General features: G+C 61.7%; 25 protein-coding genes and 1 pseudogene. 16 read left to right on the top strand and 10 right to left on the bottom strand.

The genetic code is table 11. From position 1 onward, the window contains the following. Window positions 1–41: 41 nt before the first annotated feature. The 10 genes and pseudogenes from ACVI9W_RS04835 (at window position 42) to ACVI9W_RS04790 (ending at window position 7,518) form a co-directional block, all read left to right on the top strand. On the top strand, window positions 42–818 hold the full coding sequence (locus ACVI9W_RS04835; protein WP_157193475.1) for a heme ABC transporter permease: 777 nt from the start codon (window positions 42–44) through the stop codon (window positions 816–818). Then, complete coding sequence (gene ccmD / locus ACVI9W_RS04830) at window positions 815–991, top strand: heme exporter protein CcmD (RefSeq protein ID WP_038613310.1); 177 nt, start codon at window positions 815–817, stop codon at window positions 989–991. Before ACVI9W_RS04835 ends, ccmD begins: the two co-directional genes overlap by 4 nt. Further along, window positions 988–1,443: a cytochrome c maturation protein CcmE gene (gene ccmE, locus ACVI9W_RS04825; protein WP_422417615.1), complete on the top strand. Its 456-nt coding sequence runs from the start codon at window positions 988–990 to the stop codon at window positions 1,441–1,443. Before ccmD ends, ccmE begins: the two co-directional genes overlap by 4 nt. A gap of 11 nt (window positions 1,444–1,454) precedes the next feature. After that, window positions 1,455–3,429 (top strand): annotated as a pseudogene (locus tag ACVI9W_RS04820) (heme lyase CcmF/NrfE family subunit). Next, window positions 3,426–3,962, top strand: a complete 537-nt coding sequence (locus tag ACVI9W_RS04815) for a DsbE family thiol:disulfide interchange protein (RefSeq protein WP_461529351.1) — start codon at window positions 3,426–3,428, stop codon at window positions 3,960–3,962. The pseudogene ACVI9W_RS04820 and the gene ACVI9W_RS04815 overlap by 4 nt, the downstream one beginning before the upstream one ends. Next, the gene (locus ACVI9W_RS04810; protein WP_157193472.1) at window positions 3,959–4,435 is read left to right on the top strand and encodes a cytochrome c-type biogenesis protein; all 477 of its coding nucleotides are present in this window, start codon (window positions 3,959–3,961) and stop codon (window positions 4,433–4,435) included. The genes ACVI9W_RS04815 and ACVI9W_RS04810 overlap by 4 nt, the downstream gene beginning before the upstream one ends. Next, window positions 4,428–5,633 (top strand): c-type cytochrome biogenesis protein CcmI, encoded by a 1,206-nt coding sequence (gene ccmI / locus ACVI9W_RS04805; protein ID WP_461529350.1) that lies wholly within the window; start codon window positions 4,428–4,430, stop codon window positions 5,631–5,633. The genes ACVI9W_RS04810 and ccmI overlap by 8 nt, the downstream gene beginning before the upstream one ends. A gap of 10 nt (window positions 5,634–5,643) precedes the next feature. Continuing rightward, complete coding sequence (locus tag ACVI9W_RS04800) at window positions 5,644–6,060, top strand: superantigen-like protein SSL4 (RefSeq protein WP_342622862.1); 417 nt, start codon at window positions 5,644–5,646, stop codon at window positions 6,058–6,060. A gap of 45 nt (window positions 6,061–6,105) precedes the next feature. After that, on the top strand, window positions 6,106–7,044 hold the full coding sequence (locus ACVI9W_RS04795) for a 2-hydroxyacid dehydrogenase (RefSeq protein WP_461529349.1): 939 nt from the start codon (window positions 6,106–6,108) through the stop codon (window positions 7,042–7,044). Between the two features lie 66 nt (window positions 7,045–7,110). Beyond that, window positions 7,111–7,518, top strand: a complete 408-nt coding sequence (locus ACVI9W_RS04790) for a GFA family protein (protein WP_461529348.1) — start codon at window positions 7,111–7,113, stop codon at window positions 7,516–7,518. Here the strand turns inward: ACVI9W_RS04790 and ACVI9W_RS04785 are convergent. Then, on the bottom strand, window positions 7,511–8,404 hold the full coding sequence (locus tag ACVI9W_RS04785) for a LysR substrate-binding domain-containing protein (protein ID WP_461529347.1): 894 nt from the start codon (window positions 8,402–8,404) through the stop codon (window positions 7,511–7,513). The genes ACVI9W_RS04790 and ACVI9W_RS04785 overlap by 8 nt on opposite strands. Window positions 8,405–8,558: 154 nt before the next feature. Here ACVI9W_RS04785 and ACVI9W_RS04780 point away from each other — a divergent pair, with 154 nt between their 5' ends. The 3 genes from ACVI9W_RS04780 to ACVI9W_RS04770 all read left to right on the top strand — a co-directional run bounded on the left by ACVI9W_RS04780 (window position 8,559) and on the right by ACVI9W_RS04770 (window position 10,751). Continuing rightward, window positions 8,559–9,500, top strand: coding sequence for a DMT family transporter (locus ACVI9W_RS04780; protein WP_461529346.1), 942 nt, complete (start codon window positions 8,559–8,561; stop codon window positions 9,498–9,500). 39 nt (window positions 9,501–9,539) lie between these two features. Beyond that, window positions 9,540–9,878, top strand: coding sequence for an FKBP-type peptidyl-prolyl cis-trans isomerase (locus tag ACVI9W_RS04775; RefSeq protein ID WP_461529345.1), 339 nt, complete (start codon window positions 9,540–9,542; stop codon window positions 9,876–9,878). 210 nt (window positions 9,879–10,088) lie between these two features. Next, window positions 10,089–10,751: a histidine phosphatase family protein gene (locus ACVI9W_RS04770; protein WP_461529344.1), complete on the top strand. Its 663-nt coding sequence runs from the start codon at window positions 10,089–10,091 to the stop codon at window positions 10,749–10,751. A gap of 18 nt (window positions 10,752–10,769) precedes the next feature. On the opposite strand, the gene ACVI9W_RS04765 is transcribed toward ACVI9W_RS04770, so the two are convergent. Next, entirely contained in the window at window positions 10,770–11,207 is a 438-nt protein-coding gene (locus tag ACVI9W_RS04765) for an Lrp/AsnC family transcriptional regulator (RefSeq protein ID WP_038613283.1), read from the bottom strand. A 130-nt stretch (window positions 11,208–11,337) separates the two neighbouring features. On the opposite strand from ACVI9W_RS04765, the gene ACVI9W_RS04760 reads away from it, so the two are divergent. Continuing rightward, window positions 11,338–12,243, top strand: a complete 906-nt coding sequence (locus ACVI9W_RS04760; RefSeq protein WP_461529343.1) for a DMT family transporter — start codon at window positions 11,338–11,340, stop codon at window positions 12,241–12,243. Here ACVI9W_RS04760 and ACVI9W_RS04755 read toward each other — a convergent pair. Further along, entirely contained in the window at window positions 12,230–12,922 is a 693-nt protein-coding gene (locus ACVI9W_RS04755) for an alpha/beta hydrolase (protein WP_461529342.1), read from the bottom strand. The two genes, ACVI9W_RS04760 and ACVI9W_RS04755, sit on opposite strands and share 14 nt — an antisense overlap. A gap of 302 nt (window positions 12,923–13,224) precedes the next feature. On the opposite strand from ACVI9W_RS04755, the gene ACVI9W_RS04750 reads away from it, so the two are divergent. After that, window positions 13,225–13,500: a hypothetical protein gene (locus ACVI9W_RS04750; RefSeq protein WP_461529341.1), complete on the top strand. Its 276-nt coding sequence runs from the start codon at window positions 13,225–13,227 to the stop codon at window positions 13,498–13,500. Window positions 13,501–13,683: 183 nt separating this feature from the next. After that, window positions 13,684–14,604 (top strand): class I SAM-dependent methyltransferase, encoded by a 921-nt coding sequence (locus tag ACVI9W_RS04745; RefSeq protein WP_461529340.1) that lies wholly within the window; start codon window positions 13,684–13,686, stop codon window positions 14,602–14,604. A gap of 814 nt (window positions 14,605–15,418) precedes the next feature. Here ACVI9W_RS04745 and ACVI9W_RS04740 read toward each other — a convergent pair. From ACVI9W_RS04740 to ACVI9W_RS04710, 7 genes are all read right to left on the bottom strand, one after another. Then, the gene (locus tag ACVI9W_RS04740; protein ID WP_461529339.1) at window positions 15,419–16,882 is read right to left on the bottom strand and encodes a PepSY domain-containing protein; all 1,464 of its coding nucleotides are present in this window, start codon (window positions 16,880–16,882) and stop codon (window positions 15,419–15,421) included. Between the two features lie 10 nt (window positions 16,883–16,892). Beyond that, complete coding sequence (locus ACVI9W_RS04735; protein ID WP_461529338.1) at window positions 16,893–19,061, bottom strand: TonB-dependent receptor; 2,169 nt, start codon at window positions 19,059–19,061, stop codon at window positions 16,893–16,895. A 99-nt stretch (window positions 19,062–19,160) separates the two neighbouring features. Further along, on the bottom strand, window positions 19,161–19,550 hold the full coding sequence (locus ACVI9W_RS04730; RefSeq protein WP_461529337.1) for a DUF2946 domain-containing protein: 390 nt from the start codon (window positions 19,548–19,550) through the stop codon (window positions 19,161–19,163). 60 nt (window positions 19,551–19,610) lie between these two features. Next, complete coding sequence (locus ACVI9W_RS04725) at window positions 19,611–21,632, bottom strand: mechanosensitive ion channel family protein (RefSeq protein ID WP_461529336.1); 2,022 nt, start codon at window positions 21,630–21,632, stop codon at window positions 19,611–19,613. A 141-nt stretch (window positions 21,633–21,773) separates the two neighbouring features. Further along, the gene (locus tag ACVI9W_RS04720; protein ID WP_342622843.1) at window positions 21,774–22,775 is read right to left on the bottom strand and encodes a sulfate ABC transporter substrate-binding protein; all 1,002 of its coding nucleotides are present in this window, start codon (window positions 22,773–22,775) and stop codon (window positions 21,774–21,776) included. A gap of 93 nt (window positions 22,776–22,868) precedes the next feature. Continuing rightward, the gene (locus ACVI9W_RS04715) at window positions 22,869–23,693 is read right to left on the bottom strand and encodes an ion transporter (RefSeq protein WP_157193444.1); all 825 of its coding nucleotides are present in this window, start codon (window positions 23,691–23,693) and stop codon (window positions 22,869–22,871) included. Window positions 23,694–23,737: 44 nt separating this feature from the next. Then, on the bottom strand, window positions 23,738–24,625 hold the full coding sequence (locus ACVI9W_RS04710) for an urea transporter (protein ID WP_461529335.1): 888 nt from the start codon (window positions 24,623–24,625) through the stop codon (window positions 23,738–23,740). Between the last annotated feature and the right edge of the window lie 42 nt (window positions 24,626–24,667).

The following is a 24,667-nucleotide window of genomic DNA, read 5'->3' as shown; positions in this document are numbered from 1 at the left end:
AGGTCTGGGCCCTGCCCAGCAAAGACCCTGGATGTACCGTGATGAAAAGCAGCGTTATCAGCTGGACGTGGTTTCATAAACTGGGTTCGCCCAAATGGTTCTATGCCATCAGCGGGCGCATGCTGCCGTGGCTGACGGTGGCCGCGATCCTGTTGATCGGCATCGGCGTGATCTGGGGCCTGGCCTTCGCCCCCCAGGATTATCAACAGGGCAACAGTTTTCGCATCATCTACATTCACGTACCGGCCGCCATGCTGGCGCAGTCCTGCTACGTGATGCTGGCCGTGGCCGGGGTGGTCGGGCTGGTGTGGAAGATGAAGATTGCCGACGTCGCCTTACAGTGTGCCGCGCCGATCGGCGCCTGGATGACCGCCGTGGCGCTGGTCACCGGGGCCATCTGGGGCAAGCCGACCTGGGGCAGCTGGTGGGTCTGGGATGCGCGCCTGACGTCGATGTTGATCCTGCTGTTCCTGTACTTCGGTCTCATTGCCCTGGGCCAGGCCATCAGCAATCGCGAGAGCGCGGCCAAGGCCTGCGCAGTGCTGGCGATTGTCGGGGTGATCAACATCCCGATCATCAAATACTCGGTGGAGTGGTGGAACACCCTGCACCAGGGCGCCACCTTCACCCTTACCGAAAAGCCCGCCATGCCGGCGGAGATGTGGCTGCCGCTGCTGCTGACCGTGCTGGGTTTCTACTGTTTCTTCGGTGCCGTGCTGTTGCTGCGCATGCGCCTTGAAGTGCTCAAGCGCGAAGCGCGCACCAGTTGGGTCAGGGAGGAGGTATTGAGCAGCCTGGGTCGGGAGATGGCACGATGAGTTTTGCCTCTTTCAGTGATTTTCTCGCCATGGGCCATCACGGCCTGTACGTCTGGTCGGCCTACGGCATCTGTCTGCTGGTGCTGGCCGTCAACGTTGCCTTGCCCCTGCTGGCCCGGCGCCGTTACCTGCAAGAAGAGGCGCGTCGTCTGCGCCGGGAGAACAACCAGTGAATCCGCAACGCAAGAAGCGCCTGTTCATCATCCTCGGCCTGCTGGTCGGGGTTGGCATCGCCGTGGGCCTGGCCTTGAGCGCCCTGCAGCAAAACATCAACCTGTTCTACACCCCGACCCAGATCGCCAACGGCGAAGCGCCGCTCGATACCCGTATTCGCGCCGGCGGCATGGTTGAGAAGGGCTCGTTGCAACGTTCGGGCGACTCGCTCGACGTACGCTTTGTGGTCACTGACTTCAACAAGTCGGTGCCGATCACCTATCGCGGCATCCTTCCCGACCTGTTCCGTGAAGGGCAGGGCATCGTTGCCCTGGGCAAGCTCAATGCCGAGGGCGTGGTGGTGGCCGATGAAGTGCTGGCCAAGCACGACGAGAAGTACATGCCGCCAGAGGTGACCAAAGCCCTCAAGGAAAGCGGTCAGGTTGCCACCGATGCGGGAGCCAAGCCATGAACGCCGCGCTGATCATTCCCGAACTCGGCCAGCTGGCCATGATCCTGGCGATCTGCTTTGCCGCCGTCCAGGCCACGGTACCGTTGCTCGGTGCCTGGCGCGGCGACAGCCTGTGGATGAGCCTGGCACGGCCTGCAGCCTGGGGGCAGTTTGCCTTCCTGGCGTTTGCTTTTGCCTGCCTGACCCATGCGTTCATGACCGACAACTTCTCGGTCGCCTATGTCGCCAACAACTCCAACAGCGCCTTGCCCTGGTACTTCAAGTTCAGCGCGGTATGGGGCGCGCACGAGGGCTCTTTGCTGCTCTGGGCGATGATCCTCGGCGGCTGGACCTTCGCGGTATCGGTGTTTTCCCGACAACTGCCACAGGTGATGCTGGCCCGCGTGCTGGCGGTGATGGGCATGATCAGCGTCGGCTTCCTGTCGTTCCTGATCGTCACCTCCAACCCGTTCACGCGCCTGCTGCCGCAGGTGCCGACTGACGGCGCCGACCTCAACCCGCTGCTGCAGGACATCGGCCTGATCGTTCACCCGCCGATGCTGTACATGGGCTATGTGGGCTTCTCGGTGGCCTTTGCCTTCGCTATCGCCGCCTTGCTCGGTGGTCGCCTGGACGCCGCCTGGGCCGCGCTGGTCGCGGCCTTGGACCCTGGTTGCCTGGGCCTTTCTGGGTATCGGTATCACCCTCGGCTCGTGGTGGGCTTACTACGAACTGGGCTGGGGCGGCTGGTGGTTCTGGGACCCGGTGGAAAACGCCTCGTTCATGCCCTGGCTGGTAGGCACCGCACTGATTCACTCGCTGGCGGTTACTGAAAAGCGCGGTGTGTTCAAGAGCTGGACCGTACTGCTGGCGATCGCCGCGTTCTCGCTGAGCCTGCTCGGTACCTTCCTGGTTCGTTCCGGGGTGCTGACCTCGGTGCACGCCTTCGCTTCCGATCCGGAGCGCGGTGTGTTCATCCTGATTTTCCTGCTGTTTGTCGTCGGTGGCTCGCTGACCCTGTTCGCCCTGCGCGCACCGGTGGTCAAGAGCCAGGTCGGTTTTGCCCTGTGGTCGCGTGAAACACTGCTGCTGGCCAATAACATCGTGCTGGTGGTCGCCGCCTCGATGATCCTCCTCGGCACTTTGTACCCACTGATCCTCGATGCCCTGACCGGCGCCAAACTGTCGGTCGGTCCGCCGTACTTCGACGCGCTGTTCATCCCGCTGATGGCCTTGCTCATGGCGGTGATGGCCATCGGTGTGCTGGTGCGCTGGAAAGACACGCCAAGCAAATGGCTGCTGGGCATGCTGACCCCGGTGCTGATTGCCAGTGCCGTGCTGGCACCGATCGGCGGTCTGCTGGTCGATGACTTCGACTGGCAGGTGCTGACCACTTTTGCGCTGGCTGCGTGGATCGTGCTGGCCGGTGTGCGCGACATCTTCGACAAAACTCGCCACAAGGGGCTGTTCAAGGGCCTGCGCGGTCTCAATCGCAGCTACTGGGGCATGCATGTCGCCCACCTGGGGCTGGCGGTCTGTGCCTTGGGCGTGGTGCTGTCGAGCAACAACAGTGCCGAGCGCGACCTGCGCCTGGCGCCGGGCGAGTCGGTTGAGCTGGCCGGTTACCAGTTCATCTTCGAAGGCGCCAAGCACTTCGAAGGGCCGAACTTCACCTCCGACAAAGGCACCGTGCGGGTCGTCGAAGACGGCCGCGAAATCAGCGTGCTGCATCCGGAAAAACGCCTGTACACCGTGCAGCAGTCGATGATGACCGAGGCCGGCATCGACGCCGGTTTCACCCGCGACCTCTACGTCGCCCTCGGCGAGCCGCTGGACAACGGCGCCTGGGCTGTGCGTGTACACGTCAAACCCTTCGTGCGCTGGATCTGGCTGGGCGGTCTGCTGACCGGCCTGGGCGGCCTGTTGGCGGCCATGGATGGACGATATCGAGTCAAGGTCAAAGCCCGGGTGCGTGAAGTACTGGGCATGTCTGGAGCAACTGCATGAAGCGTTGGATCATGGTGCTGCCGCTGGCGGTGTTTCTGCTGGTGGCGGTGTTTCTCTACCGCGGTCTGTTCCTCGACCCCACCGAGTTGCCGTCGGCGATGATCGGCAAGCCGTTTCCGACCTTTGCGCTGAAAACGGTGCAGGATGGCAAACCTTTGACCCAGGCCGACCTGATCGGCAAGCCGGCGCTGGTCAATGTCTGGGCCACCTGGTGCCCGTCGTGCAAGGTCGAGCACCCGTACCTGAACAAGCTGGCCGAGCAGGGCGTGGTTATCCATGGGGTCAATTACAAGGACGACAACGCGGCCGCGATCAAGTGGCTGGCCGAGTTCCATAACCCTTATCAGCTCAATATCAGCGACGACCAAGGCAGCCTGGGCCTGAACCTGGGGGTGTACGGCGCGCCGGAAACCTTCCTGGTCGACGCCAAGGGCATCATCCGTTACAAGCACGTCGGTGTGGTTGATGCTACAGTCTGGCGCGAACAGCTGGCGCCGCTGTATCAGGGCCTGGTCGATGAGGCCAAACCATGAAGCGCTGGCTAGCAGCCGCTGTGCTCGGCCTGAGCCTGGCCGGGGTGACTCAGGCGGCGATCGATACCTATCAGTTCGCCGATGACGCCGAACGCGAGCGTTACCACGACCTGACCAAGGAACTGCGCTGCCCCAAGTGCCAGAACCAGGACATTGCCGACTCCAACGCGCCGATTGCCGCCGACCTGCGCCGGGAGATCTTCCGGATGCTCGGCGAAGGCAAGAGCAACCAGCAGATCATCGACTTCATGGTCGATCGCTACGGTGATTTCGTGCGCTACAAGCCCGAGCTGAGCGCCCGCACCTGGTTGCTGTGGTTCGGCCCTGGCGTGTTGCTGGTGGGCGGCTTCGGCCTGCTCGCGCTGATCGTGCGCAAGCGTCGGGCGCAGAGCACTGGTGGCCCTGTCGACCTTTCCCCCGAGGAGCGCGAGCGCCTCGCCAAATTGCTGGACAAAGAACAGACCCATGACTGATTTCTGGCTTGCTGCAGGCCTGCTGTTGCTGGTGGCCCTGAGCTTTTTGCTGATCCCGGTGTTGCGCGGCCGTCGTGCGCAACTGGAAGAAGACCGCACCGCACTCAACGTCGCCCTGTACCAGGAGCGCGTTGCCGAGCTGACTGCCCAACAGGCGGCTGGCGTGCTTGATCAGGCGCAACTGGCCAAAGGCCGGGATGAAGCTGCCCGCGAGCTGTTGGCCGACACCGAAAACGCCGAACCCCAGCGCCTGGGCCGTCTGGGGAAGCCGCTGCCGTTGCTGGCCGCCGTATTGGTGCCGCTGATGGGCCTGGGCCTGTACCTGCATTTCGGTGCCAGCGAGCAGGTCGAACTGACCCAGCAATTCGCCAAGGCGCCGCAGTCGATGGAAGAGATGACCACGCGTCTTGAGCGTGCCGTCGAAGCGCAACCGGATTCGGCCGAAGGCCTGTACTTCCTCGGTCGCGCCTATATGGCCCAGGAGCGCCCAGCCGATGCCGCCAAAGTCTTCGAACGTGCCGCCGCCCTGGCCGATCGGCAACCCGAGCTGCTCGGGCAATGGGCCCAGGCGCTGTACTTCGCCAATGACAAGCAGTGGACTGCGCAATTGCAGTCTCTGACCGACGAGGCGCTCAAGGCCGACCCTAACGAGGTCACCAGCCTGGGACTGCTCGGTATCGCAGCCTTCGAGAGCGAGCATTACCAGCAAGCCATTGATTACTGGAATCGCCTGTTGGTGCAATTGCCTGAAGGCGATGCCTCGCGGGCTGCGTTGCAGGGCGGCATCGAGCGCGCACAGGAAAAACTCAAGGCGGGCGAAGGCAAAGTCGCCTCTGCACCGGCAGTGGCTGCAGCTGGCGCACGGCTGAAAGTACGGGTCGAGCTGGCGCCAGCGCTCAAAGACAAGGTCAAGCCTGACGACACGGTGTTCATCTTCGCCCGCGCCAGTTCCGGCCCGCCCATGCCGCTGGCGGCCAAGCGCGTGACCGTGGCGCAGTTGCCGATTGAAGTGGAGCTCAGCGACAGCGATGCGATGATGCCGAGCATGAAACTGTCGAGCTTTCCCGAAGTCCAACTGGTTGCGCGCGTCTCGCGTGCTGGCAAGCCGACCCAGGGCGAGTGGATCGGTCACAGCAGCCCGCTGGCCAGCAGCACCACTGCCGCGCAGCACCTGACCATCGACAGCCCGGACCAGTAAGAGAATCACTATGAACAGCATCGCACGCCTTGCCCTTCTTTCCCTGGCCGTAGGCCTGAGCGCGTGTACTGTTCATCAGCCCTCGGAACCGACGGCGCCACCGATCGAAAGCCTGCCGCCGGGGCCGAGCACCAAACCGGCGCCGCGGCCAAGCACAGTACCGAGCAAGCCGGCGGTAAGCACCCCGGCGCCCAAACCCATGCCGCGCACCTCCGCCAGCTTCGCACCGCCACCCGGTGGTGCCAGCCACTGGGATCCGCGCCTGGGCGTGTATGTGCTTGAAGGCCAGACCAATACCTTCTACCGCCAGCGTACCTACTACCGCTGGAACAACGGCTGGAGCTGGTCGACCAACCTCAACGGCCCCTGGCAGGAAACCGACAGCAGTGGTGTGCCAGGCGGTCTGGGCCGGGCTTTCGCGCAATAGCCCAAGCTGCGCATAATGCTCCCTCGCATTGAGCCGGAGGGTGGCATGAGCAAGACAGTCCTGGTACTGGTGGAAACCGTTGACGATTACCTGCCGTTACTGGAACAGGCGGGTTATCGCCTGATCCGCGCGCAGACGCCACAACGGCGCGCCGAGGCCATCGCCCACCACGCCAATGAAATCGACGCCGTGCTGACCCGTGGCCCATTGGGCCTGACCGCCGATGAAATCGCGGCCTTGCCGAATTTGAAAATCATCTGTGTGATCGGCGCCGGTTACGAACAGGTGGACCTGGCGGCAGCGGCAGCGCGTGGCATCACCGTCACCAATGGCGCCGGTGCCAATGCCAATGCGGTGGCTGACCATGCCATGGCGCTGCTGCTGGCGGTGGTCCGTGACATTCCGCGTGCCGATGCCTCGACCCGTCGTGGCGAATGGAACCGGGTCATCAGCCCGTCGGTCAGTGGCAAGCGCCTGGGTATCCTCGGTCTCGGCGCTGTTGGCCTGGCTATCGCCAAACGCGCTGCGCTGGGCTTCGACATGCAGGTCAACTATCACAATCGCAATCCACGCCAGGATGTGCCCTACGACTACTGCGAGAGCCCGCTGGCGCTGGCTCAGGCCTCGGACTTTCTGATTGTCGCGACGCCCGGTGGCGCCACTACCCGTCAATTGATCGACACCCCGGTGCTTGAAGCGCTGGGCGCGGATGGCTTTCTGGTCAACATCGCCCGCGCCAGTGTGGTCAGTACTGCAGACATGGTCCAGGCGCTGCGCACGGGTGTCATTGCCGGGGCGGCGCTGGATGTGTTCGATGACGAGCCGGCGGTGCCGGAGGCCCTCAAGGCCCTGGGCAATGTGGTCTTGACCCCGCATGTAGCAGGACAGTCGCCGGATGCGGCTCACGACACCGTACAGCTGGTGCTGAAAAATCTGCAGGCATTCTTTGCCGGTAAACCGGTACTGACGCCCGTGACGGCTTAGCCGGCGAAGGGGGCGTCCAGTCAGCTGCTAGACTGAGTCCCTCCATCCCAGCAAGGAGCCTTGATCATGTCCCTGATCAAACACGGCAGCTGCCTGTGCGGCGCCGTCAAATTCAGTGTCAGCCTGGAAAAAGCCAGTGTCGACGCCTGCCATTGCAGCATGTGCCGCAAATGGGGTAGTGGACCGCTGTTTTCGGTGCTCTGTTCGGAACCGGTGACATTTACGGCCGGGACGCCAGTGTTCTATGACTCTTCCGAGTGGGCGCAGCGCTGTTTTTGCGGCAAGTGCGGTACGCATCTGCTGTACCGCTTGAAGAGTGGCAAGTTCGAGTCGGTATCGGTGGGGGCGCTGGAAGGTGATACCGACTGGGTCTTCGACCTGCAGGTGTACATCGACGAGAAGCCAGCGTACTACTGCTTTGCCAACGATACGAAAACCATGACCCGGGCCGAAGTCGAAGCGCAGTTCAACTGAGCGCCAGCAACCAGTCTGCAAACACCTGCGCCGCTGACGAGCAGGGGGCCTGTTTGTCGTGCACCAGATAGTCGGCTTGCCCGGTGTGCACGACAAAGCCCGATACCTGGCGGATCGAACCCTGGTCGATGCGCTCGCGGGCCATGAATTCCCAGCCAAGCCCCACCCCCATGCCTTGCAGCACTGCTTCGAACACCAGATTGACCTGGTTGAAGGTCACCGCATCGGCGGGCGCCCGGTAGCGCAGCCCTTGGTGGCTGAACCAGTCCTGCCAGTCCAGGCAGTTCCAGGCCGAGGCATCCAGTTGAATCAGCGGCAAGGTTTGCAGCGCCTGCAGCGAGTCGATCGCGGGTAGGGCGCGCTTGACGCTGGCGATCGGGTAGATGGTTTCGTCGAACAACTTGTCGGCCTTGAGTGAACTCCAGTGGCCATGGCCATAGAGAATGCCGAAATCGTAGTGGGCAATATCGCTTTCACTGATCTCGTTACTGGCGTGGATGTTCACGGTCAGTTCAGGGTGTTGTTCGTTGAAGCGCAGCAGGCGCGGGAACAGCCAGTACTGGGCGACGGCATGGGTGCAGATGACGCTGACATTGCGGCTGCTATGGCCGGCTTTCAGGCGCAGCACGTTGGCCAGCAGGCTCTCCAGCATCGGTTCGACAATTGCGTTGAAGCCTTCTCCGGCCGAGGTCAGGGCGATGCCGCGGGCCCGGCGTTCGAACAGCACGGCGCCGAGGTGTTGTTCCAGCAGCTTGATCTGTTTGCTCACTGCGCTTTGCGTCAGGTAAAGCTCGCTGGCGGCACGGGTGAAACTGCCGGTGCGCACCACTGCTTCAAAAGCGATCAGGGTGTCCAGCGGGGGCAGGTGGCGGCTGAAACGACTCATGCTGGCAATCCGTTCTGAGGAATGGCTGCATCATAAAGTCGATGCTTTCAGGCTGAAAGACATTCTCTGCAGGAATGCCTGCATGCCTAATGATCTTTTGTCCGGACGACGGCCAAACGGTAGCCTGCGCACTTCTTTGAACAGGAGCAGGCAAGTGAAACAGGGTGTGGCCTACGCCGGGGTAGCCGGGGCGATGTGGGGGCTGGTGCTGATGGTGCCGCAGTTGTTGCCAGAGTTCAGTCCGGTGCTGCTCTGTTGTGCGCGCTTTGTGCTGTTCGGGGGGGTGACGCTGGTGCTCGCGCTGCCGATGCGCAAAGCCCTCGGAAAACTGACCCTGGCCGACCTGTGGATGCTAGGGCGCTTGGCCCTGGTCGGCAACCTGCTGTATTTCATTTGTCTGGTGGCGGCTATCCAGCGCCTTGGCGTAGCGCCCGCTTCGCTGATTGTCGGAGTGTTGCCGCTGACCATCACCCTCTATGGTCGCCATGACAGCGGCGGGGTAACGCTCCAACAGCTGTTCGCGCCGCTATTGCTGATTCTTGCCGGGATGCTGTGCATCAACCTGCAGACCTTTGCCATTGAACCGGGTGCGGTGGGCGACAAAGTCGCGGGTGTGCTCTACGCCCTGGCAGCCCTGGCTTGCTGGACCTGGTACGCGGTTAACAACAGCCGTTATCTCAAACAGTGCGGGCATTTCGACAGCCATCAGTGGTCGGTGTTGTGCGGCGTGATGACCGGGGTGTTCAGCCTGGTGTTGGTGGCGGTTATCGCACTGTGGCAGCCGTCACAGCTTCAGGTGCAGGCGTCGGCCGAGCGCTGGTGGCTGTTCTGGCTTTACAGCCTGGGCTGCGCGGTTTTTGGCTCGTGGCTGGCGGCGCTGCTGTGGAATGCCGCGTCCAAACGCATGCCATTGACCTTGAGCGGCCAACTGATCGTCTTCGAAACCCTGTTTGCCTTGCTCTACGCCTTCATCTGGCGGCAAAGCGGGCCGAGCCTGCTGGAGGCTGCGGCAATCCTCCTGGTGATCGGCGGCGTTTGCTGGTCGATGCGTCAGCACGGCACACCGGCAAACCTTGCCAAACCCGTGCATTCCTGAGAAAAGGCAGCCACGAAACATGCATCAACGAGGTCACGCATGAGCAGCGAACTGCAAATCATCGATATCCAGCTGGGCGAAGGCAAGGAAGCGGTCAAGGGCGCGCTGATTACCACCCAGTACACCGGCTGGCTGGAAGACGGCACGAAATTCGACTCGTCCTACGATCGCGGCAAACCGTTCCAGTGTGTGATCGGCACTGGCCGGGTCATCAAGGGCTGGGATCAGGGCCTGATGGGCATGAAGGTCGGCGGCAAGCGCAAGCTGCTGGTGCCGTCTCACCTGGCTTATGGCGAGCGCAGCATGGGGGCGATCACGCCACATTCGAACCTGACGTTCGAGATCGAGTTGCTGGAAGTCCTGACCCGCGACGAGTGACAGGCGCCTGTCTTAATCCGGCAACATCACGGCACTAAAGTCACTCGTGCTCAGGGTTGAGCAATCAGGGATCGAACCAAACGGGATTCTCGCACTCTCAGTTAGCCCGCTCCACGGATGGAACAACAGACAGGGATCACCCGCGGCCTCGGCCGCGGCGTGTCATACGCGGGCCAGCGTTATCCCTTTTTGTCGTAAAGAGCCCGCACCATGAAGTTGTCGACCCTGTTCAAACGCCACCGCCATGCCTTGTGTTCTATGGCCCTGCTCGGTGGTGTCACGCTGCTGGCCGTGGAGGCCGTCGAAAGCCGCGCCGAGCCAGTGGACGGCATCCAGACCCTGGTGTTCCTGCGCCATGCGGAAAAGCCGGGGGAAGGTCTGGGGCAGCTTAACTGCCAAGGCCTGAATCGCGCCCTGGACCTGGCCACCTTGCTCCCGGAGAAGTTCGGCAAGGCCGACTATGTGTTCGCCGCCAACCCGTCTCGCCATGTTGAAGAAGGCAGCAAGGACGACGCCTACAGCTACATCCGCCCGTTGATGACCATCAGCCCGAGCGCCATCAAGCTTGGCCTGCCGGTGAACATCGACTTTGGCGCCAACGACACCGGCGCACTGGCCGACGAGTTGCTGCAGGACAAATACCGCAATGCCACCGTCTACACCGCCTGGTCCCACGGTTACCTGCCCGAACTGATCAATACCGTGGCCGGCAAGGCCCTGGGTGAGAAGCGGGTGATTACAGAGGACTGGGATGGCGACGATTTTGACTCGCTGTACGTCCTGACCCTGACCTGGCACGACGGCAAGGCCAGTCTGCTTAGCCGCAACTACAAGCAAGGCCTGAACAACGGCGAGCATAGTTGCCCAAGCTGATCAAAGGCTGGGAGCGGGTTACCCCATCGGCGGCAAGCGCCGCTTGACCGGTGTTTTTTTCACGATTGCGGTGTTGGTCTCGGCATGGCTGTTGAGCTTGTCCAGCACCGTGTCCAGCTGCTCCATCGAGCGCACATGCAAGCGGGCGATAAAACAGTCATCACCGGTGACCTTGTCGCATTCGGTGAACTCAGGGATCGCCATGATCTGCCGCTCCACTTCCTGCAACTGCCCCGGCAACGGTCGCACCCGCACGATTGCCTGCAGTTGATAGCCAAAACAGCGCGGGTCGATTTCGACCGTGTAGCCTTTGAGTACACCGCGTTCTTCCAGGCGGCGCAGGCGTTCGCTGACGCTGGGTGCAGACAAACCGCTGAGCTGCGCCAGGGCCTTGAGCGAGCGGCGCGAGTCTTCCATCAGCGCCTTTATCAACAACTGGTCGATATCGTCGGTCATCTCAGTCTCGTTAGGCAGATTGCGAAATCTGCCTTGATAGTAAAGGTGTCTTTGCAGTTTAGCTTGTTTAATCCACTGGAGCAGGCAGCACCAGGCTCGCATAATTTAGCCATCGTTCAGGAGGTGAGTGATGGACAGTTCAATACGCCGTGGTTCGCTGGAAATGGTCGCCGCGATGCTGATCTCGGGGACTATTGGCTGGTTTGTGCTGGTGTCCGGGCAACCGGTGCTGGATGTGGTGTTCTGGCGCTGCGTGTTTGGCGCTGGCACCTTGCTGTTGATCTGCCTGGCCATGGGCTTTCTCAAGCCCGGTATTCTGACCTTGGCCAGCTTCGCCCTGGCAGTGCTCAGCGGCGTGGCGATCGTCGGCAACTGGGTGTTGTTGTTCGCCTCCTACTCACGGGCTTCGATTGCCATCGGTACGGCGGTGTACAACGTCCAGCCGTTCATGCTGGTGGGGCTGGCGGCAGTGTTTCTTGGTGAGAAGATCACCGTGCAGAAGCTGTTCTGGCTGGCGCTGTCGTTTGCCGGAATGCTGGCGATTGTCAGCGCCCACGGCAGCCAGGGCGGCAGCGGCAATGACTATCTGCTGGGGATCGGCCTGGCCCTGGGCGCGGCGTTCCTGTATGCCGTGGCAGCGTTGATCATCAAGCGTTTGAGCGGCACGCCACCGCACCTGATTGCACTGATCCAGGTGTGCACCGGCATCCTGTTGCTGGCGCCCTGGGCCAACACCTCGGGCCTGCCCAGCGAGGCCGGTGCGCTGGCTTCACTGGTCACACTAGGGATCGTTCACACCGGGGTGATGTATGTGCTGCTGTACGGTGCCATCCAGAAACTGCCGACTGCGTTGACCGGAGCGTTGTCGTTCATCTACCCGATCGCGGCGATCTTCGTTGACTGGTTCGCCTTCGACCACCGCCTGGCGCCGCTGCAGTGGCTGGGGGTGGCGACGATCCTGCTGGCCGCCGCCGGAATGCAGCAAGGCTGGTGGTTCAAACCAGCGGTCAAGGTTGCGGCGGTCAAGCCGGACTGAGCGCCGCGCGGTCGATCAGCGCTGCCACTTCGGCAGCCCGCGAGGCCAGCGAGGCGTGGCTGGCGTCCAGACGCAGCACTTCTTTCGGGTTCATGCGTTTGGACATCATTTCCTGATTGGCCGGGGCGATCATCCGGTCGTGAGTGGAGAGCTGATACCAGGTAGGTTTGTGCTTCCACGCCGGGTTGCTGATGGTGTCACCGAAGGTGCTGGCCAGCGGGGCTTTCTGGGTCACGCTCATGACCAGCCCTTCGTCCTTGGTCAGGTCCTGGCAGAAGCTTTCGTGGAGCTTATCCGGTTTGATCCACAGGTAGCCGTCAGCGTCCGGCTGCAAGTTGGCGGCTGCCTCAGGCGGGTTTTGTCCGGTAATGCTGCCAGGGCTTTCGCCGTCGTCAGGGGCGAAGGCGGCGATGTACACCAGGCCGGTGACATTGGGCAGATTGCCCATCTGGGTAATCACCGCGCCGCCATAGGAGTGACCGACCAGCAGCACCTTGCCAGGAATGGACGCGACCATTTTGCGTGTGCGTTCGGCGTCATCGGCCAGCGAGGTCAGGGGCATTTCCACGGCGTGCAGGTCGCGGTAACCCAGGCGCGACAATTCAAGAATGACTTTGCTCCAGTGGGCGGCGCCGCCCCAGAAGCCGTGGACCAGGACAATGCTAGGTTTTTCGCTCATGGTGGTTGTCCAGCAGATGAGGGTGGGATAGGCAGTGTAGATGCTTCTGTGTGCGGTTGAAGGATCACACCGGGTGGATAGCTGTTGCTCAGAGGCCAAGGTGAAGACCATCACTTGGGCAATGTCTGGAAACTTTCAACGAACTTTCTATAGGGCGCGGTCCTTGCCAGTATTTCATGGGGATAGGGAGTTGGATAGCTGACAATTATGTCAGTTGCGATAGCGGGTTATCGTGTTTATAGATATGTCACACCAAGGCGAAATTTATGGTGTTTAAATAATTATGGATAAAAGGAGCTTGCATGAGTCAGTCTATGAGTAGTTCCGAGCTTGAAGCCAAGAGCCGAGAGATAATCGATAATTTGAAAAGTGGGAAGGTTTTGAAGGAGGAAGTTTCTGGGAAAGTTATTGAAAGTTTAGAATGTCTCCACAAATTGCTGGTGAAAGGTAACGCTGCGGTGGCCGAGTTGAAAGCGGGTCCTGGCATTAACATCTCTAATGATGTGGTGGCGGTGAAGTTGGCGCCGAACGGCGGCCTTCAATTCAAAGCAGATGGTCTTGCCATTACCAATCAGTAGTTGAAGATACTACGGGTGATATCAAACGAGGCGTTGACGGACTCTGTGTATAGGGTCTGCACCGCCTCATCGGCCATCTCTTTTGCGGCGTTTTCAGAGCTAGGCAGATCAATGAAATCAGCCGAGCTGAGCTTGGCTATTGGGTAGGGTAGAATAGTCAGCTTTGCCCTATAGAATCTATCCATGAATTCTGTGATCGACACCCTCCAGCAACACCTGCTTGCGGCGCTTGACCCGGCGCCGGCCGAAACCCGCCGGCTGTTTCATGGCCGCGGGCGCTGCTGGCCGGGGCTTGAGCAGATCACTGTGGACTGGTTGCAGGGTGTGCTGCTGGTGTCGCTGTTTCGCGAGCCACCGGAGGGTCAATTGCCGGAGCTGGAGCAGATGCTGTTGGCGCTGGCCCAGGCGCCGTGCTGGAGTGGGCAAGCCATTCTGATCCAGCATCGCTACCTGCCCGACAGTCCCGGGCAGTGGCTGCTGGGCTCACCAAGTGAGCACTGGCTGATTGATGAAGACGGTTTGCGCTATCAACTGGATCTTGGTTTGAAGCAGAACACCGGGTTGTTTCTCGACATGCGCTACGGGCGGCGCTGGGTGCGTGAGCAGGCGGCGGGCAAGCGCGTGTTGAATCTGTTTGCCTATACCTGTGGGTTTTCGGTGGCGGCGATTGCCGGTGGGGCCGAGCAGGTGGTCAATCTGGATATGGCGCGTTCGGCGCTGAGCCGCGGGCGGGATAATCATCGGCTCAATGGTCATGACCTGGGGCGGGTGAGTTTTCTCGGGCATGAGTTGTTCAAGTCGTGGGGCAAGGTGCGTAAGTCCGGGCCCTATGATCTGATCATTATCGATCCGCCGACCTTTCAGAAAGGCAGCTTTGTGTTGACTCAGGATTACCGCAAGATTTTGCGGCGGTTGCCTGAGTTGTTGACTGAGGGTGGGACGGTGTTGGCGTGTGTCAATGATCCGGCCATCGGGCCTGGGTTTTTGATTGAAGGTATGGCTGAGGAGGCGCCGGATCTGGTGTTTGTTGAGCGTTTGGCCAACCCACCGGAGTTTCCCGATAACGATCCCGAGGGTGGGCTCAAGGCGTTGGTGTTCCGCTAGGGTGGGAGCGGGCTTGTCCCGCGATGAGGCCCCTCGGTTTGTGGGCATATCCATTGGCGATGGTGGCGCTGATTCACCTTTCCGCCCTTACGGCGGGTTACTTTGGCAAACGCCCCAAAGTAACGCAAAGGGCTCGCCCCACCAGGGGCCCTGCGCTGCGCTCCGGGTTCCCTCCTTCCGGTGTCGTTACGGGGCATTGCGAGCTACGAGTTGCAAGCAACTCTACGCTTCGCAACTTCGGCTACGCCGAAGGCGCTGCGCGCTAGCCCCTCCACGACACCTCCACTCGGCCCTACTGGTTAACGGGGCCGGTGGATCAAAATCAAGATCAAAAGCAGATCAAGATCAAGAGCACAATTCGCTGCGCTCTTGTTTTTGGTGGAGGGCTCCGTTTTATATTGAGCCAGTTGTCTTTTCTCAGAGCGGTAGCCACACAGATTGTCGGCACACCTGCGATAGGCAAGAGCGAAGCGAATTGTGCTTTTGATCTTGATCTACTGCCCCGTTAACCAGAAGGGCCGAGCGGAGGCGTTGCGAAGGGGTGAGTGCGCAGCACCTTCGGCGTAGCCGAAGTCGCGAAGCGTAGAGTTGCTTGCAACTCGTAGCTCGCGATACCCCGTAGCGACGCCGCAGCGAGGGGACCCGAAGCGCAGCGTAGGGCCCCTGGTGGGGCAAGCCCTTTGTGTTCCTTTGGGCTGGGCCGGCACACCGGCGTTTGCCAAAGGGACCCGCCGTAAGGGCGGAAAGGTGACTCAAAGCCGCCATGGCAAATGGATCAGCTCAAAAAATCCAACGCCCCCCCAAAAAAACTCAACTACTTACGCAATCGCCGCCATCCCAACACCACCCCACTGACGCTGAGAACCAGCCCTCCAACGCTGAAGACGATCATCCAGATATCCCAAACCGGCCGCCGCTGCAGCAACGGCAACCAGTCCCAGCTATGCAACAAGGCAAACAACCAGCGTGATACCCGCTTGGGTTGATCGAGCACACCAAGCACTTCCCCGGTGTACAGATCCAGATGCAACCATGTCTGTTGCGAATCATCAAAGCGCACCCGCAACACCGGCAAACGCTTTTCCAGATGCCCGAGCATGCTCTGCTCAGCCCGTGCGTAGTAGTAAAAGTCGTAGCTATCGAGTAACTCACTGTGCATCCGCCCCTGCGGCAAAATCGCCTGCGCAGCGCGTTCCAGCACTTCCCTCGGCAAGCGGTTATGCACCTGCCCGTCGACCATCGACAGCGCCCGGGTACGCCCCCCACCGTCATGCCCGATCAGATAACCCTGACCACCGACCAGACGCCACTCCAGCTCCCGCGCCACCAATCCTTCATCGGCAAACCTTGAAAGCGCCTCGGGCGCGGAAACAGGAAAGGCTTGGTCCTGCAACGGCCCACCTTGATACGCCGCTGTATCCAGTGGCGTTGAACTGCTGAAAATCCGCCAGGGATTCATCGACATCAAGCCACTGAAGATCCAGGTGATCGCCAGCACACCAAACAGCAAACCACCGATATGGTGCCAGCGGGCAAAGCCCCGATAGGGCGAGCGCGAGCCGCTGCGGTAGGGTTTGCTGATGCGCCAGCGCAGCACACCGATCACCGCCCCAAGCACCGCCATGACCGTGGCCGTCAGCGACAGGTAGATCACCAGATTGCTCCACCACCCATCCACACCGATGCCACGCAACGGGTACAACCAGTGCAGCCAGGCGCCGACCCGGTTCCAGCCGCGTTCCAGCGCGCTGGCATCGCGGACCACTGCGCCGGTTTGCCCCGAGATGTACAACAGGGTGCCGTCGGCATCTGCAAGTTGCACCCGCTGCAAGGGACGGTCGGCATCCAACGCACGGGAATGGCTCCAGAGGTCTTCCTGCACCGGCCCCCGATAAACCGGTGTTGCCAATGGATCGTACTGGCGAGCAGCGGCCAGGGCCCACTCGCGGTCGGTGAAGCCCACGCGCTGGCCCGTGCGGGCATCTACCGCGACATTGCTGCGGCCCGGATAGCTGAACAGGTAGCGCGGCTCACCCGCCACGGTACTGAGGCGAATGCTTGCGGGGGCTCGCTGCGGATCGGCTGCGGCCAGCGCGACGGCCAGGTCGACGCAGCAGTCCTGCAGGCTGAGCACCGGCAGATGGCTCAGGTGCTCTCGCGGTGTCAGCTTGGGATAGCCAACGTAGAGCATGACCACGCCCGAGAAAAACCACAGGGCCATGAACAGACACAGGCCGATGCCCAGCCAGCGGTGCCACAGGTACAGGTAACGTTTCATCGTCGGCGTCCTAGAAACGTGTCTGCACGGCCAGCTCCAGGGTCCGCGGCGCACCGAGGTAGAGCATGCTCGAGCTGGTCCAGCGCGCGTACACCTCGTCGGTCAGGTTGCGCACCCGGGCGGTGATGCGGGTGTCGTCATCGACCTTGTAGCCAACGAAGGCGCCGAAGACGGTGTAGGCCGGTGCATAACGGGTATTGGCCGCATCGGCATACACCGACGACACGTAGCGGCTATCGCCGCCCACTTGCCAGCTGGGGTCGATGTCGTAGGTCAGCCACAGGTTGGCGACTCGCTCGGGGATGTTGGTCGGGGTATTGCCCTTGCGCGAGACGCTGGTGCCGCCGACGTTTTCATTGAACTCGTCGTACTGGGCATCGACGTAGGCGAAGTTGCCCTCGGCCAGCAGTTGCGGGGTAACGCGCAGGGAGGCGGCCAGTTCGATGCCGCGTGACGATTGCTTGCCCACCGGCTGGGTGACGCCGGGGTTGGCCGGGTCGGCGGTGGCCAGGTTCTTGCGCTCGATGTGGTAGGCGGCAACGGTGGCAGCGCCGCGGCCGTCGAGGAAGCTGAACTTGCTGCCCACTTCGACCTGTTTGCCGGTGCTCAGGTCAAAGTCGCGCACCTGGGCGAACGTTGCGGTGGTGAGGATGCCGGCGGGCGGGTCGGCGGCGGTGCTGTATTGCACGTAGACGTTGGCCGCCGGTGTCAGTTCGTAGACCAGGCCAACACGTCCGGTGGTGGGTTCGTAGATGCGCTTGAAGTCGCGCGGATTGTTGGCATCGACAGTGCGGTAGTTGTGGACCTGCAGGTCGATGTGGTCGTGACGCAGGCCGGTCAGCAGCGACAGGCGATCGGTCAGTTGCAGGCGGTTTTCAAGGAACGCAGCCCAGGTGTCGACGGTGTTCTGGCGGTTCTTCTGATAGCCCGGGACCATGCCTTTGAGGTCGTAGAAATGACCGGGCTCGAAGTGCGCCGGGTCGACGCTGTCGAACACCCCGGTGACCGAGCGCGGATAGTTCATCTGCACGTTGTGGCTGTAGTCGACGCCGCTCGACCACTGGCTGTTCATGCCGAACAACTGGCCTTGGTGCAGCAGTTCGATACGGTTGCCGTTGAGCTCCTGGTCATGGCGCTGCAGCAGCGCGTTGGAGCGTTTGACCTGAGTGTTGTCGGCGTTGTAGGCGTAGGTCTCTAGGTTGCGGAAGTTTCGCTCGGTGTTGTAGTGGTAGAGGGTATTGCGCAGCGAGGTGTCGTCGTTGAAGCGGTATTCGGTGATCGAGCGCAGCCAGCGCACGCGTTGTTCGTAGCGGCCGTCCTCGACGTTGTAGTTTTCGAAGCGGCGGCTTTCGTCGACCTTCATTTCGCCACCCAGCGGGTTGAGTACCGGGCTGCCCCAGTAGGGGCTGTCGACGCTTTCGTTCTGGTACTCCAGGGCCAGGGTGTGCGACAGCTGGTCGTTGATGTCGGTCAGCAGCGAGAAGGCCACACTCCAGGCATCGCGTTCTTCACGGTCTACGTAGCCATTGCTGTGGGTGTGACTGAAGTCCAGGCGGGCATAGTTGCGGATGCCGTCGCCGTCATTGAGGGCGTGGTTGAAGCCGAACGAGGTTTCGCTGCTGTCGTAGGAGCCGTACTTGATGCGGCCTTCGTTGAAGTTTTCGTCGCGGCTGGCCAGCTTGGTGATGTAGTTGATCGAGCCACCGACGGCGCCGGCGCCGAACAGAAAGCTTGAAGGCCCGCCGATGGCTTCGACGCGGTCATAGATCCAGCTGTCCACCGGGCGCGCGGCAATCGAGTCGTACTGCACGCTGATGCCGTTGAACAGTTGGGTGATCTGCGCCCCGGAAAAACCGCGGTAGGCCACCGACCCTGCCGAGCCGGGTGGCGAGGCGGCGGTCATGCCGGGTACCCCGGCGAGCATGTCCTGGGTGGTCTGGGCGCCGCGTTGTTCGATCTGCTGGCGGTTGACGATATTGACCGATGCCGGGGTTTCCCGTGGGGTCAGGCCCAGGCGTGAGCCGGTTTGTGAGGGGGTGTCGAGCAACACGCCGTCGTCGGCGTCTGCGCGGCCATCGATGCGCAGGTCGGGCAGGGTCAGCGGCGCTTCGGCCGAGGCATTGAAGGACAGCGCGCACAGCAGCGCCGCGCAACCGGAAAAGCGATAGGAGTAGGGCATGGAGCAAACTCTGGAAATTGAGCCAGCGGCCAGCGGCGCCTGTCACACAGGTGCGGCAAAAAGGCCGGTTACCGGCAGCCACGCAGGCTGCCGCAGGGTTCAAGCCAGAAGAGGAGGGGAGGCGCGAGGGTTGGCGGCGGGCCAGCAATAGCGCGGTGGCGCCTTGCTGCGCAGTTCGCGGTGATAGCGTCGGGTGCGGGTGGCAGCCAGCAGCCAGCCAATGACCAGCATCAGGCCCAGGCAGACAACCGCGGCGGCGCACACCGGACAGGTTTGCATACTGTCCCAGCCAGAAACCGACTGGTCGCTGAAATCACTTTTCAGCGTTGGCCCGGCGCTGCCCATGGCTGAACAATAGGCGCCGCCGATACCGTTGAGTTGCAGGCCGACCATCTGCCCGTGGCCGATACCGCAGGCGAACAGATTGAACAGGACGCTGAAGTACAGGGTCCAGGCAATCAGCGGGCGGTTGGCGGGGGAGGCGTTCATGGCCGCGACTTTATCACTGATCTCAGGGGGCTAGAAAGCCGAATCAAACCTGACCTTCACCTAGCTGCGAGGTGTTGGATTGTACTGGGCAAAGCTCACGTCATCGGTCTGGTCGACGCGTTTTTTCAGGCGCTCGTTGAAGGCGCGGTTGACCGCATATTGTCCGCCCGAAGTGGTACGGAACTGTGCGGTCAGGGTGATGCCATTGAGGTTCATGCTGTCGACCCCGAACACCTGCAAGGGCCCTTGCAGACTGTGGCGCAGCATCGGGTCTTCGCTGATCGAGTGGCCGACTTCGCGGATCAGCTTCAAGGCGCTGTCGATGTCGGTTTCATAGCTGAACTGCACCGAGAAAAAGGCATAGGCAAATTGCCGGGACTGGTTGGTGACCGCCTTGATCTGGCCGAACGGCACCGAGTGCACGAAGCCTTTGCTGTCGCGCAGACGCAAGGTGCGGATGGTCAGGCTCTCGACAGTGCCGGCATGCCCGGAGTCGAGCACTACCCAGTCGCCGATGGCAATGGTGTCTTCGATGAGGATGAACAGCCCGGTGATCACGTCTTGCACCAGTTGCTGGGAGCCGAAGCCGATGGCCAGGCCAACCACCCCGGCACCGGCCAGCAGCGGGGCAACGTTGATGCCCAGGTTGGCCATGGTAGTGATCGTACAGATCACGATCAGGATGATTTTGATCGCGTTGCGCAGCATCGGCAGGATGGTCCGCACCCGCGTGCTGGGCTGGCGTGCCGCACGGCGTCCGACCGTGGGCTTGAGTGCTTCCTGGATAGCGGTGTCGATCACCACCCAGAGCAGCCAGGTCACCAGCAGGATCAGGCCGATGCTGCTCAACGAGTCACTGATGGCGCGGCCCAGGCTGTTGCGCAGGGCGAAGTCGAGCACCGAAAAGCCCCAGATGCGCCCCAGCAGTACGATGAAGGCCACCGCTATGGCGATGCGCAGCAGGGCGCGGGCCAGGTTGCGCAACAGCTCCTTGTAGGGGCGCAGGCGCTGTCTGGCATCCTCCTGCTCCTGATGTTTGAACATGTGCTGGAACACGGTGCTGAGAAACACCGTGCCGATCAGCAGGATCGAGGTCAGCAAGGCCTTTTGCAGAGCACGCTGACTCTCTTCGCCGGCGCCGATCAAGTGGATGGCCGAGACCAGGATCATCATCAGGATCGGCAGGAACCACAGGGCCGAGAAGATTCTCAGGGTTTCCTGCACGGCACGGTGCTGCAGGCGGTCGGGCAAGGCGCGGTTGCGGATAAGGTGTGCCACCGGGCGGCGCAGCCTGAGCACCAGCACGGCAAACGACAGGGTCGCCAGCAAACCGGTCACGGCCGCGACGCTGCTGGTGATGTTGCCACCCAGGTGCCGGGCGATCTGCGGGCTGGTCAGGGCATCGCTCCAGGCGGCGAGAAAGCCGATCAGAAACAAGGGCCGCGGCGCCACCCGGCGAATGATCCGGACCGCCGTGCGTTTATGTCCGGTGTCGAACAGGGTGATCAGGCAAAGGATGATCGAGGTTGAGAAAATACCGCTACTGGTCGCGTAGGCCAGGCTCATGCCCAGGGCTCGACCGGCGGAGAGCGCGAGGAAATGACTGACGTAGAGAGTGATGATCAGGCTGGCCATGGCTGGCAGGGTGTAAACCAGCAGATATTTGACCACGCGGCTGGGACGCGGTCGCGCGCGCAGCAGACGTGAATGGCTGCTCTTGCCGGCCAGCAGGCGGCCGCCGTTGGTGAGCAGGGCAAAGGCGAGCAGCCAGGTGATCGTCAGTAGCGCAAAGTCGCCCCACAGCTCCAGAGAGCTGAGCCCTGAGGGCTGGCTGACCAGTTGATCGACTTCATCGACAGCGCGATCGGCGCGCAGGCGCCAGTTATCGATCAGGTGGTTGTCGACATCCAGTTCCTGGCTGACGTCGTCCAGGCCATCGGCAATTGCGCCAAGCAGGCCACCTTGAACCACAGGCTCGGCAGGCTCTGTCGATTTTGCCGCAGCGGGCAGCAAGGGGGCAGCGGTCGCCAGCTGGAGGCTCAGCAGACAACCGAGCAGGAGGGCGAACAGGGATCGGGTCACTGGATACTCCTTGAACCGTGGATGACGGAAAGGGTAGTCAATGAACGAATCAAGGGTGGTGAAACGATCGCGGGGCAAGCCCGCTCCCACAGGGAGGGTGGAAATCCTCCGTGGGAGCGGGCTTGCCCCGCGATAGAGCTGTTACTGCCCGGTGTAGATCTGGTCGAACACGCCACCGTCGTTGAAGTGGGTCTTCTGCACGGTGCGCCAGTCACCGAAGGTCTTCTCTACCGAGAGGAAATCGACTTTCGGGAAACGGTCGGTGTACTTGGCCAGTACCGCCGGATCACGCGGGCGCAGGTAGTTGTTGGCGGCAATTTCCTGGGCCTCTGGTGACCACAGGTACTTCAGGTACTCTTCGGCCGTGGCGCGGCTGCCTTTTTTGTCCACCACTTTGTCGACCACGGTCACCGGTGGTTCGGCTTCGGCGGAAACGCTCGGGTAAATGACTTCGAACTGATCACGGCCGAACTCGCGGGCGATCATCTCGGCTTCGTTTTCGAAGGTCACCAGCACGTCACCGATCTGGTTGGTCATGAAGGTGGTGGTGGCGGCACGGCCACCGGTATCGAGTACCGGTGCCTGTTTGAACAGCTTGCCGACAAACTCCTTGGCCTTGTTCTCGTCACCGCCGTTCTTCAGCACATAACCCCAGGCCGACAGGTAGGTGTAGCGGCCGTTACCCGAGGTCTTCGGGTTGGGGACGATGACCTGGACGCCATCTTTGAGCAGGTCTGGCCAGTCTTTGAGCGCTTTAGGGTTGTCCTTGCGAACGATGAACACCGTGGCCGAGGTGAACGGTGCGCTGTTGTTCGGCAGGCGCGTGACCCAGTTGTCCGGCACCAGCTTGCCGTTGTCGGCCAGGGCATTGATGTCGGTTGCCATGTTCATGGTGATGACATCCGCAGGCAGACCATCGATCACCGAGCGTGCCTGCTTGCTCGAACCGCCGAAGGACATCTGTACAGTGATTTTCTCTTTGTGCTCGGCTTCCCAGTGTTTCTGGAAGGCGGCGTTGTAGTCCTTGTAGAAGTCGCGCATCACATCATAGGAGACGTTCAGCAGCGGTGCCGGGGCGGCGTGGGCCAGGGAACCCAGGGCGAGGCCAGCGGCCAGAAGCGAGGCACTAAAGAGTTTTTTCACTGCGCATTCCTTGTTCGAATTGGCGTTAAAGGCATTATGCCAGCGACTATAGCGGTTGGGCCTTAGGCGCTAAAAGATTAAAAAGTACTTTGCTTATTCCATTTTCTTGAAAAGGGCATTGCCACAGCGCGAGCAGAAGGCTGCGCCGTGCTCATGGTGGCCTTTGCGGCACACCGGGCAGTCGTGCTTGAGCTGTTCGCCGCGCATGGCATTGGCCAGTTCAGCGGTGAAAATCCCGGTGGGCACGGCAATGATCGAGTAACCGGTGATCATCACCATCGAAGAAATCACCTGGCCAAGCGGGGTTTTCGGCACGATGTCGCCGAAGCCGACCGTGGTCAGGGTGACAATCGCCCAGTAGATCCCTTTGGGAATGCTGGTAAAGCCATGTTCCGGGCCTTCGACCACATACATCAAGGTGCCGAACACCGTCACCAGGGTCGAGACACTGACCAGAAAGACAATGATCTTCTGCTTGCTGCCGCGCAGTGCCTCAAGGAGGTAGTGCGCCTGCTTGAGATAGGGGCTGAGCTTGAGCACGCGAAAGATCCGCAACATGCGGATGACCCGGATGATCAGCAGGTACTGGGCGTCGCTGTAGTACAAGGCAATGATCCCCGGCACGATCGCCAGCAGATCGACCAGGCCGTAGAAGCTGAAGGCATAGCGCAGCGGCTTGGGTGAGCAGTACAGGCGCACCAGGTACTCGGCGAGAAAGATCGCGGTAAAGCCCCACTCGATCATCGCCAGCAGCCCGGCGTAGTTCTGGTGGACTTCGTCGATGCTGTCCATGATCACAATGATCAGGCTGGCGAGGATGATCAGCAGCAGGATGCTGTCAAAGCGTCGGCCAGCGACGGTATCGGTTTGAAAAACGATGACGTAGAGCCGCTCACGCCAGCTCGAAGGGGTGTCCATGCTCAGCTCCATTACACAATGGAGCTGAGCCTAGGGGCAGCGACTCAGCTATGCAAGCGACCGGTACGGCGAGCCAGTGGCTGGCGCAGCAGACGCTGGCCGATTAGCACCAGCCAGCAGGCGAAGATGAACGGTGCGGTCAGGCCGGGTACCGGCAGTTGCGCAACCAGCGGTTGCAGGATGATTGCCAGGATCATCGCCAGCAACGGCAGCCAGGGTTGTTTGCGGGTCTGGCTGAAGGCCAGGGCGGCGAGTGCGGCGTTGAAGCCGTAGAGGCCGGCGTACGCAGCACTGGCTTCACCGCCGAGCAGTGCGACGCTGCCGCCCAGCGCCGCGCCGAGCAATGCCCAGGCCGCGGCATAGCGGTTGGCGATCAACAGGCCGATGGCGATCAGCAGGCCGGCCAGCGGGTTGTCCAGCAGGAAGATCTGGCCCAGCCCGCGCGCCAGCGCGTAGAGCGCATTGGGTTCAACCGGACTGGAGGCGCTGGCGCCAGGTTCACTGACTGCCAGCACGGCCCAGCCGATCAATACGAACGGTGCGGTGTAAGCCGGGAGCAGCAGGTTGGAGCTGGCGCGTTTGAGCCACTGGTGCACGAGCATGCTGCTCAGGCCACCGGCGGCGATGATCAGTGGCGGCAGGATGGCCGACCAGGGCAGGGCATAGCTGAGCAGCAGGCCGATCAGCACGCCGTTGTAGCTGTACAGGCCAGCCTGGCGGTCGGTGCGGTTGTAGCCGCGGCGCTGGGCGGTGAGCAGACCGGCAAGGGCACCGAGCAGGGCACCGCCGACCAGATCGGGGGCGGTCAGGGTGATGGCCAGCAGGCACAACAGGCCGCACAGCGGATTGCGCTGCAGCAGGACCTGGCTGAAGCCGTTGAGCAAGGCCGTGGCCCAGTCGGGGCACGGGTTGACGAAATTCTTGGTGTACATGGGGGCAGTCTGGGTTGATGTGGAGTGGGGGAGCCTCTATCG

Source organism: Pseudomonas sp. 210_17 TE3656, assembly GCF_054821965.1.
Note: the sequence above shows the minus strand (reverse complement) of the source record. Positions and strands in the feature narration are given on the sequence as shown.

What these genes read in the sequence shown, in the direction of transcription:
- ACVI9W_RS04835 (WP_157193475.1), top strand. Translation starts at nt 42, where the DNA reads ATGAAAAGCAGCGTTATCAGCTGGACGTGGTTTCATAAACTGGGTTCG.
- ccmD (WP_038613310.1), top strand. Translation starts at nt 815, where the DNA reads ATGAGTTTTGCCTCTTTCAGTGATTTTCTCGCCATGGGCCATCACGGC.
- ACVI9W_RS04815 (WP_461529351.1), top strand. Translation starts at nt 3,426, where the DNA reads ATGAAGCGTTGGATCATGGTGCTGCCGCTGGCGGTGTTTCTGCTGGTG.
- ACVI9W_RS04810 (WP_157193472.1), top strand. Translation starts at nt 3,959, where the DNA reads ATGAAGCGCTGGCTAGCAGCCGCTGTGCTCGGCCTGAGCCTGGCCGGG.
- ccmI (WP_461529350.1), top strand. Translation starts at nt 4,428, where the DNA reads ATGACTGATTTCTGGCTTGCTGCAGGCCTGCTGTTGCTGGTGGCCCTG.
- ACVI9W_RS04800 (WP_342622862.1), top strand. Translation starts at nt 5,644, where the DNA reads ATGAACAGCATCGCACGCCTTGCCCTTCTTTCCCTGGCCGTAGGCCTG.
- ACVI9W_RS04795 (WP_461529349.1), top strand. Translation starts at nt 6,106, where the DNA reads ATGAGCAAGACAGTCCTGGTACTGGTGGAAACCGTTGACGATTACCTG.
- ACVI9W_RS04790 (WP_461529348.1), top strand. Translation starts at nt 7,111, where the DNA reads ATGTCCCTGATCAAACACGGCAGCTGCCTGTGCGGCGCCGTCAAATTC.
- ACVI9W_RS04785 (WP_461529347.1), bottom strand. Translation starts at nt 8,404, where the DNA reads ATGAGTCGTTTCAGCCGCCACCTGCCCCCGCTGGACACCCTGATCGCT.
- ACVI9W_RS04775 (WP_461529345.1), top strand. Translation starts at nt 9,540, where the DNA reads ATGAGCAGCGAACTGCAAATCATCGATATCCAGCTGGGCGAAGGCAAG.
- ACVI9W_RS04770 (WP_461529344.1), top strand. Translation starts at nt 10,089, where the DNA reads ATGAAGTTGTCGACCCTGTTCAAACGCCACCGCCATGCCTTGTGTTCT.
- ACVI9W_RS04765 (WP_038613283.1), bottom strand. Translation starts at nt 11,207, where the DNA reads ATGACCGACGATATCGACCAGTTGTTGATAAAGGCGCTGATGGAAGAC.
- ACVI9W_RS04760 (WP_461529343.1), top strand. Translation starts at nt 11,338, where the DNA reads ATGGACAGTTCAATACGCCGTGGTTCGCTGGAAATGGTCGCCGCGATG.
- ACVI9W_RS04755 (WP_461529342.1), bottom strand. Translation starts at nt 12,922, where the DNA reads ATGAGCGAAAAACCTAGCATTGTCCTGGTCCACGGCTTCTGGGGCGGC.
- ACVI9W_RS04750 (WP_461529341.1), top strand. Translation starts at nt 13,225, where the DNA reads ATGAGTCAGTCTATGAGTAGTTCCGAGCTTGAAGCCAAGAGCCGAGAG.
- ACVI9W_RS04745 (WP_461529340.1), top strand. Translation starts at nt 13,684, where the DNA reads ATGAATTCTGTGATCGACACCCTCCAGCAACACCTGCTTGCGGCGCTT.
- ACVI9W_RS04740 (WP_461529339.1), bottom strand. Translation starts at nt 16,882, where the DNA reads ATGAAACGTTACCTGTACCTGTGGCACCGCTGGCTGGGCATCGGCCTG.
- ACVI9W_RS04735 (WP_461529338.1), bottom strand. Translation starts at nt 19,061, where the DNA reads ATGCCCTACTCCTATCGCTTTTCCGGTTGCGCGGCGCTGCTGTGCGCG.
- ACVI9W_RS04730 (WP_461529337.1), bottom strand. Translation starts at nt 19,550, where the DNA reads ATGAACGCCTCCCCCGCCAACCGCCCGCTGATTGCCTGGACCCTGTAC.
- ACVI9W_RS04715 (WP_157193444.1), bottom strand. Translation starts at nt 23,693, where the DNA reads ATGGACACCCCTTCGAGCTGGCGTGAGCGGCTCTACGTCATCGTTTTT.
- ACVI9W_RS04710 (WP_461529335.1), bottom strand. Translation starts at nt 24,625, where the DNA reads ATGTACACCAAGAATTTCGTCAACCCGTGCCCCGACTGGGCCACGGCC.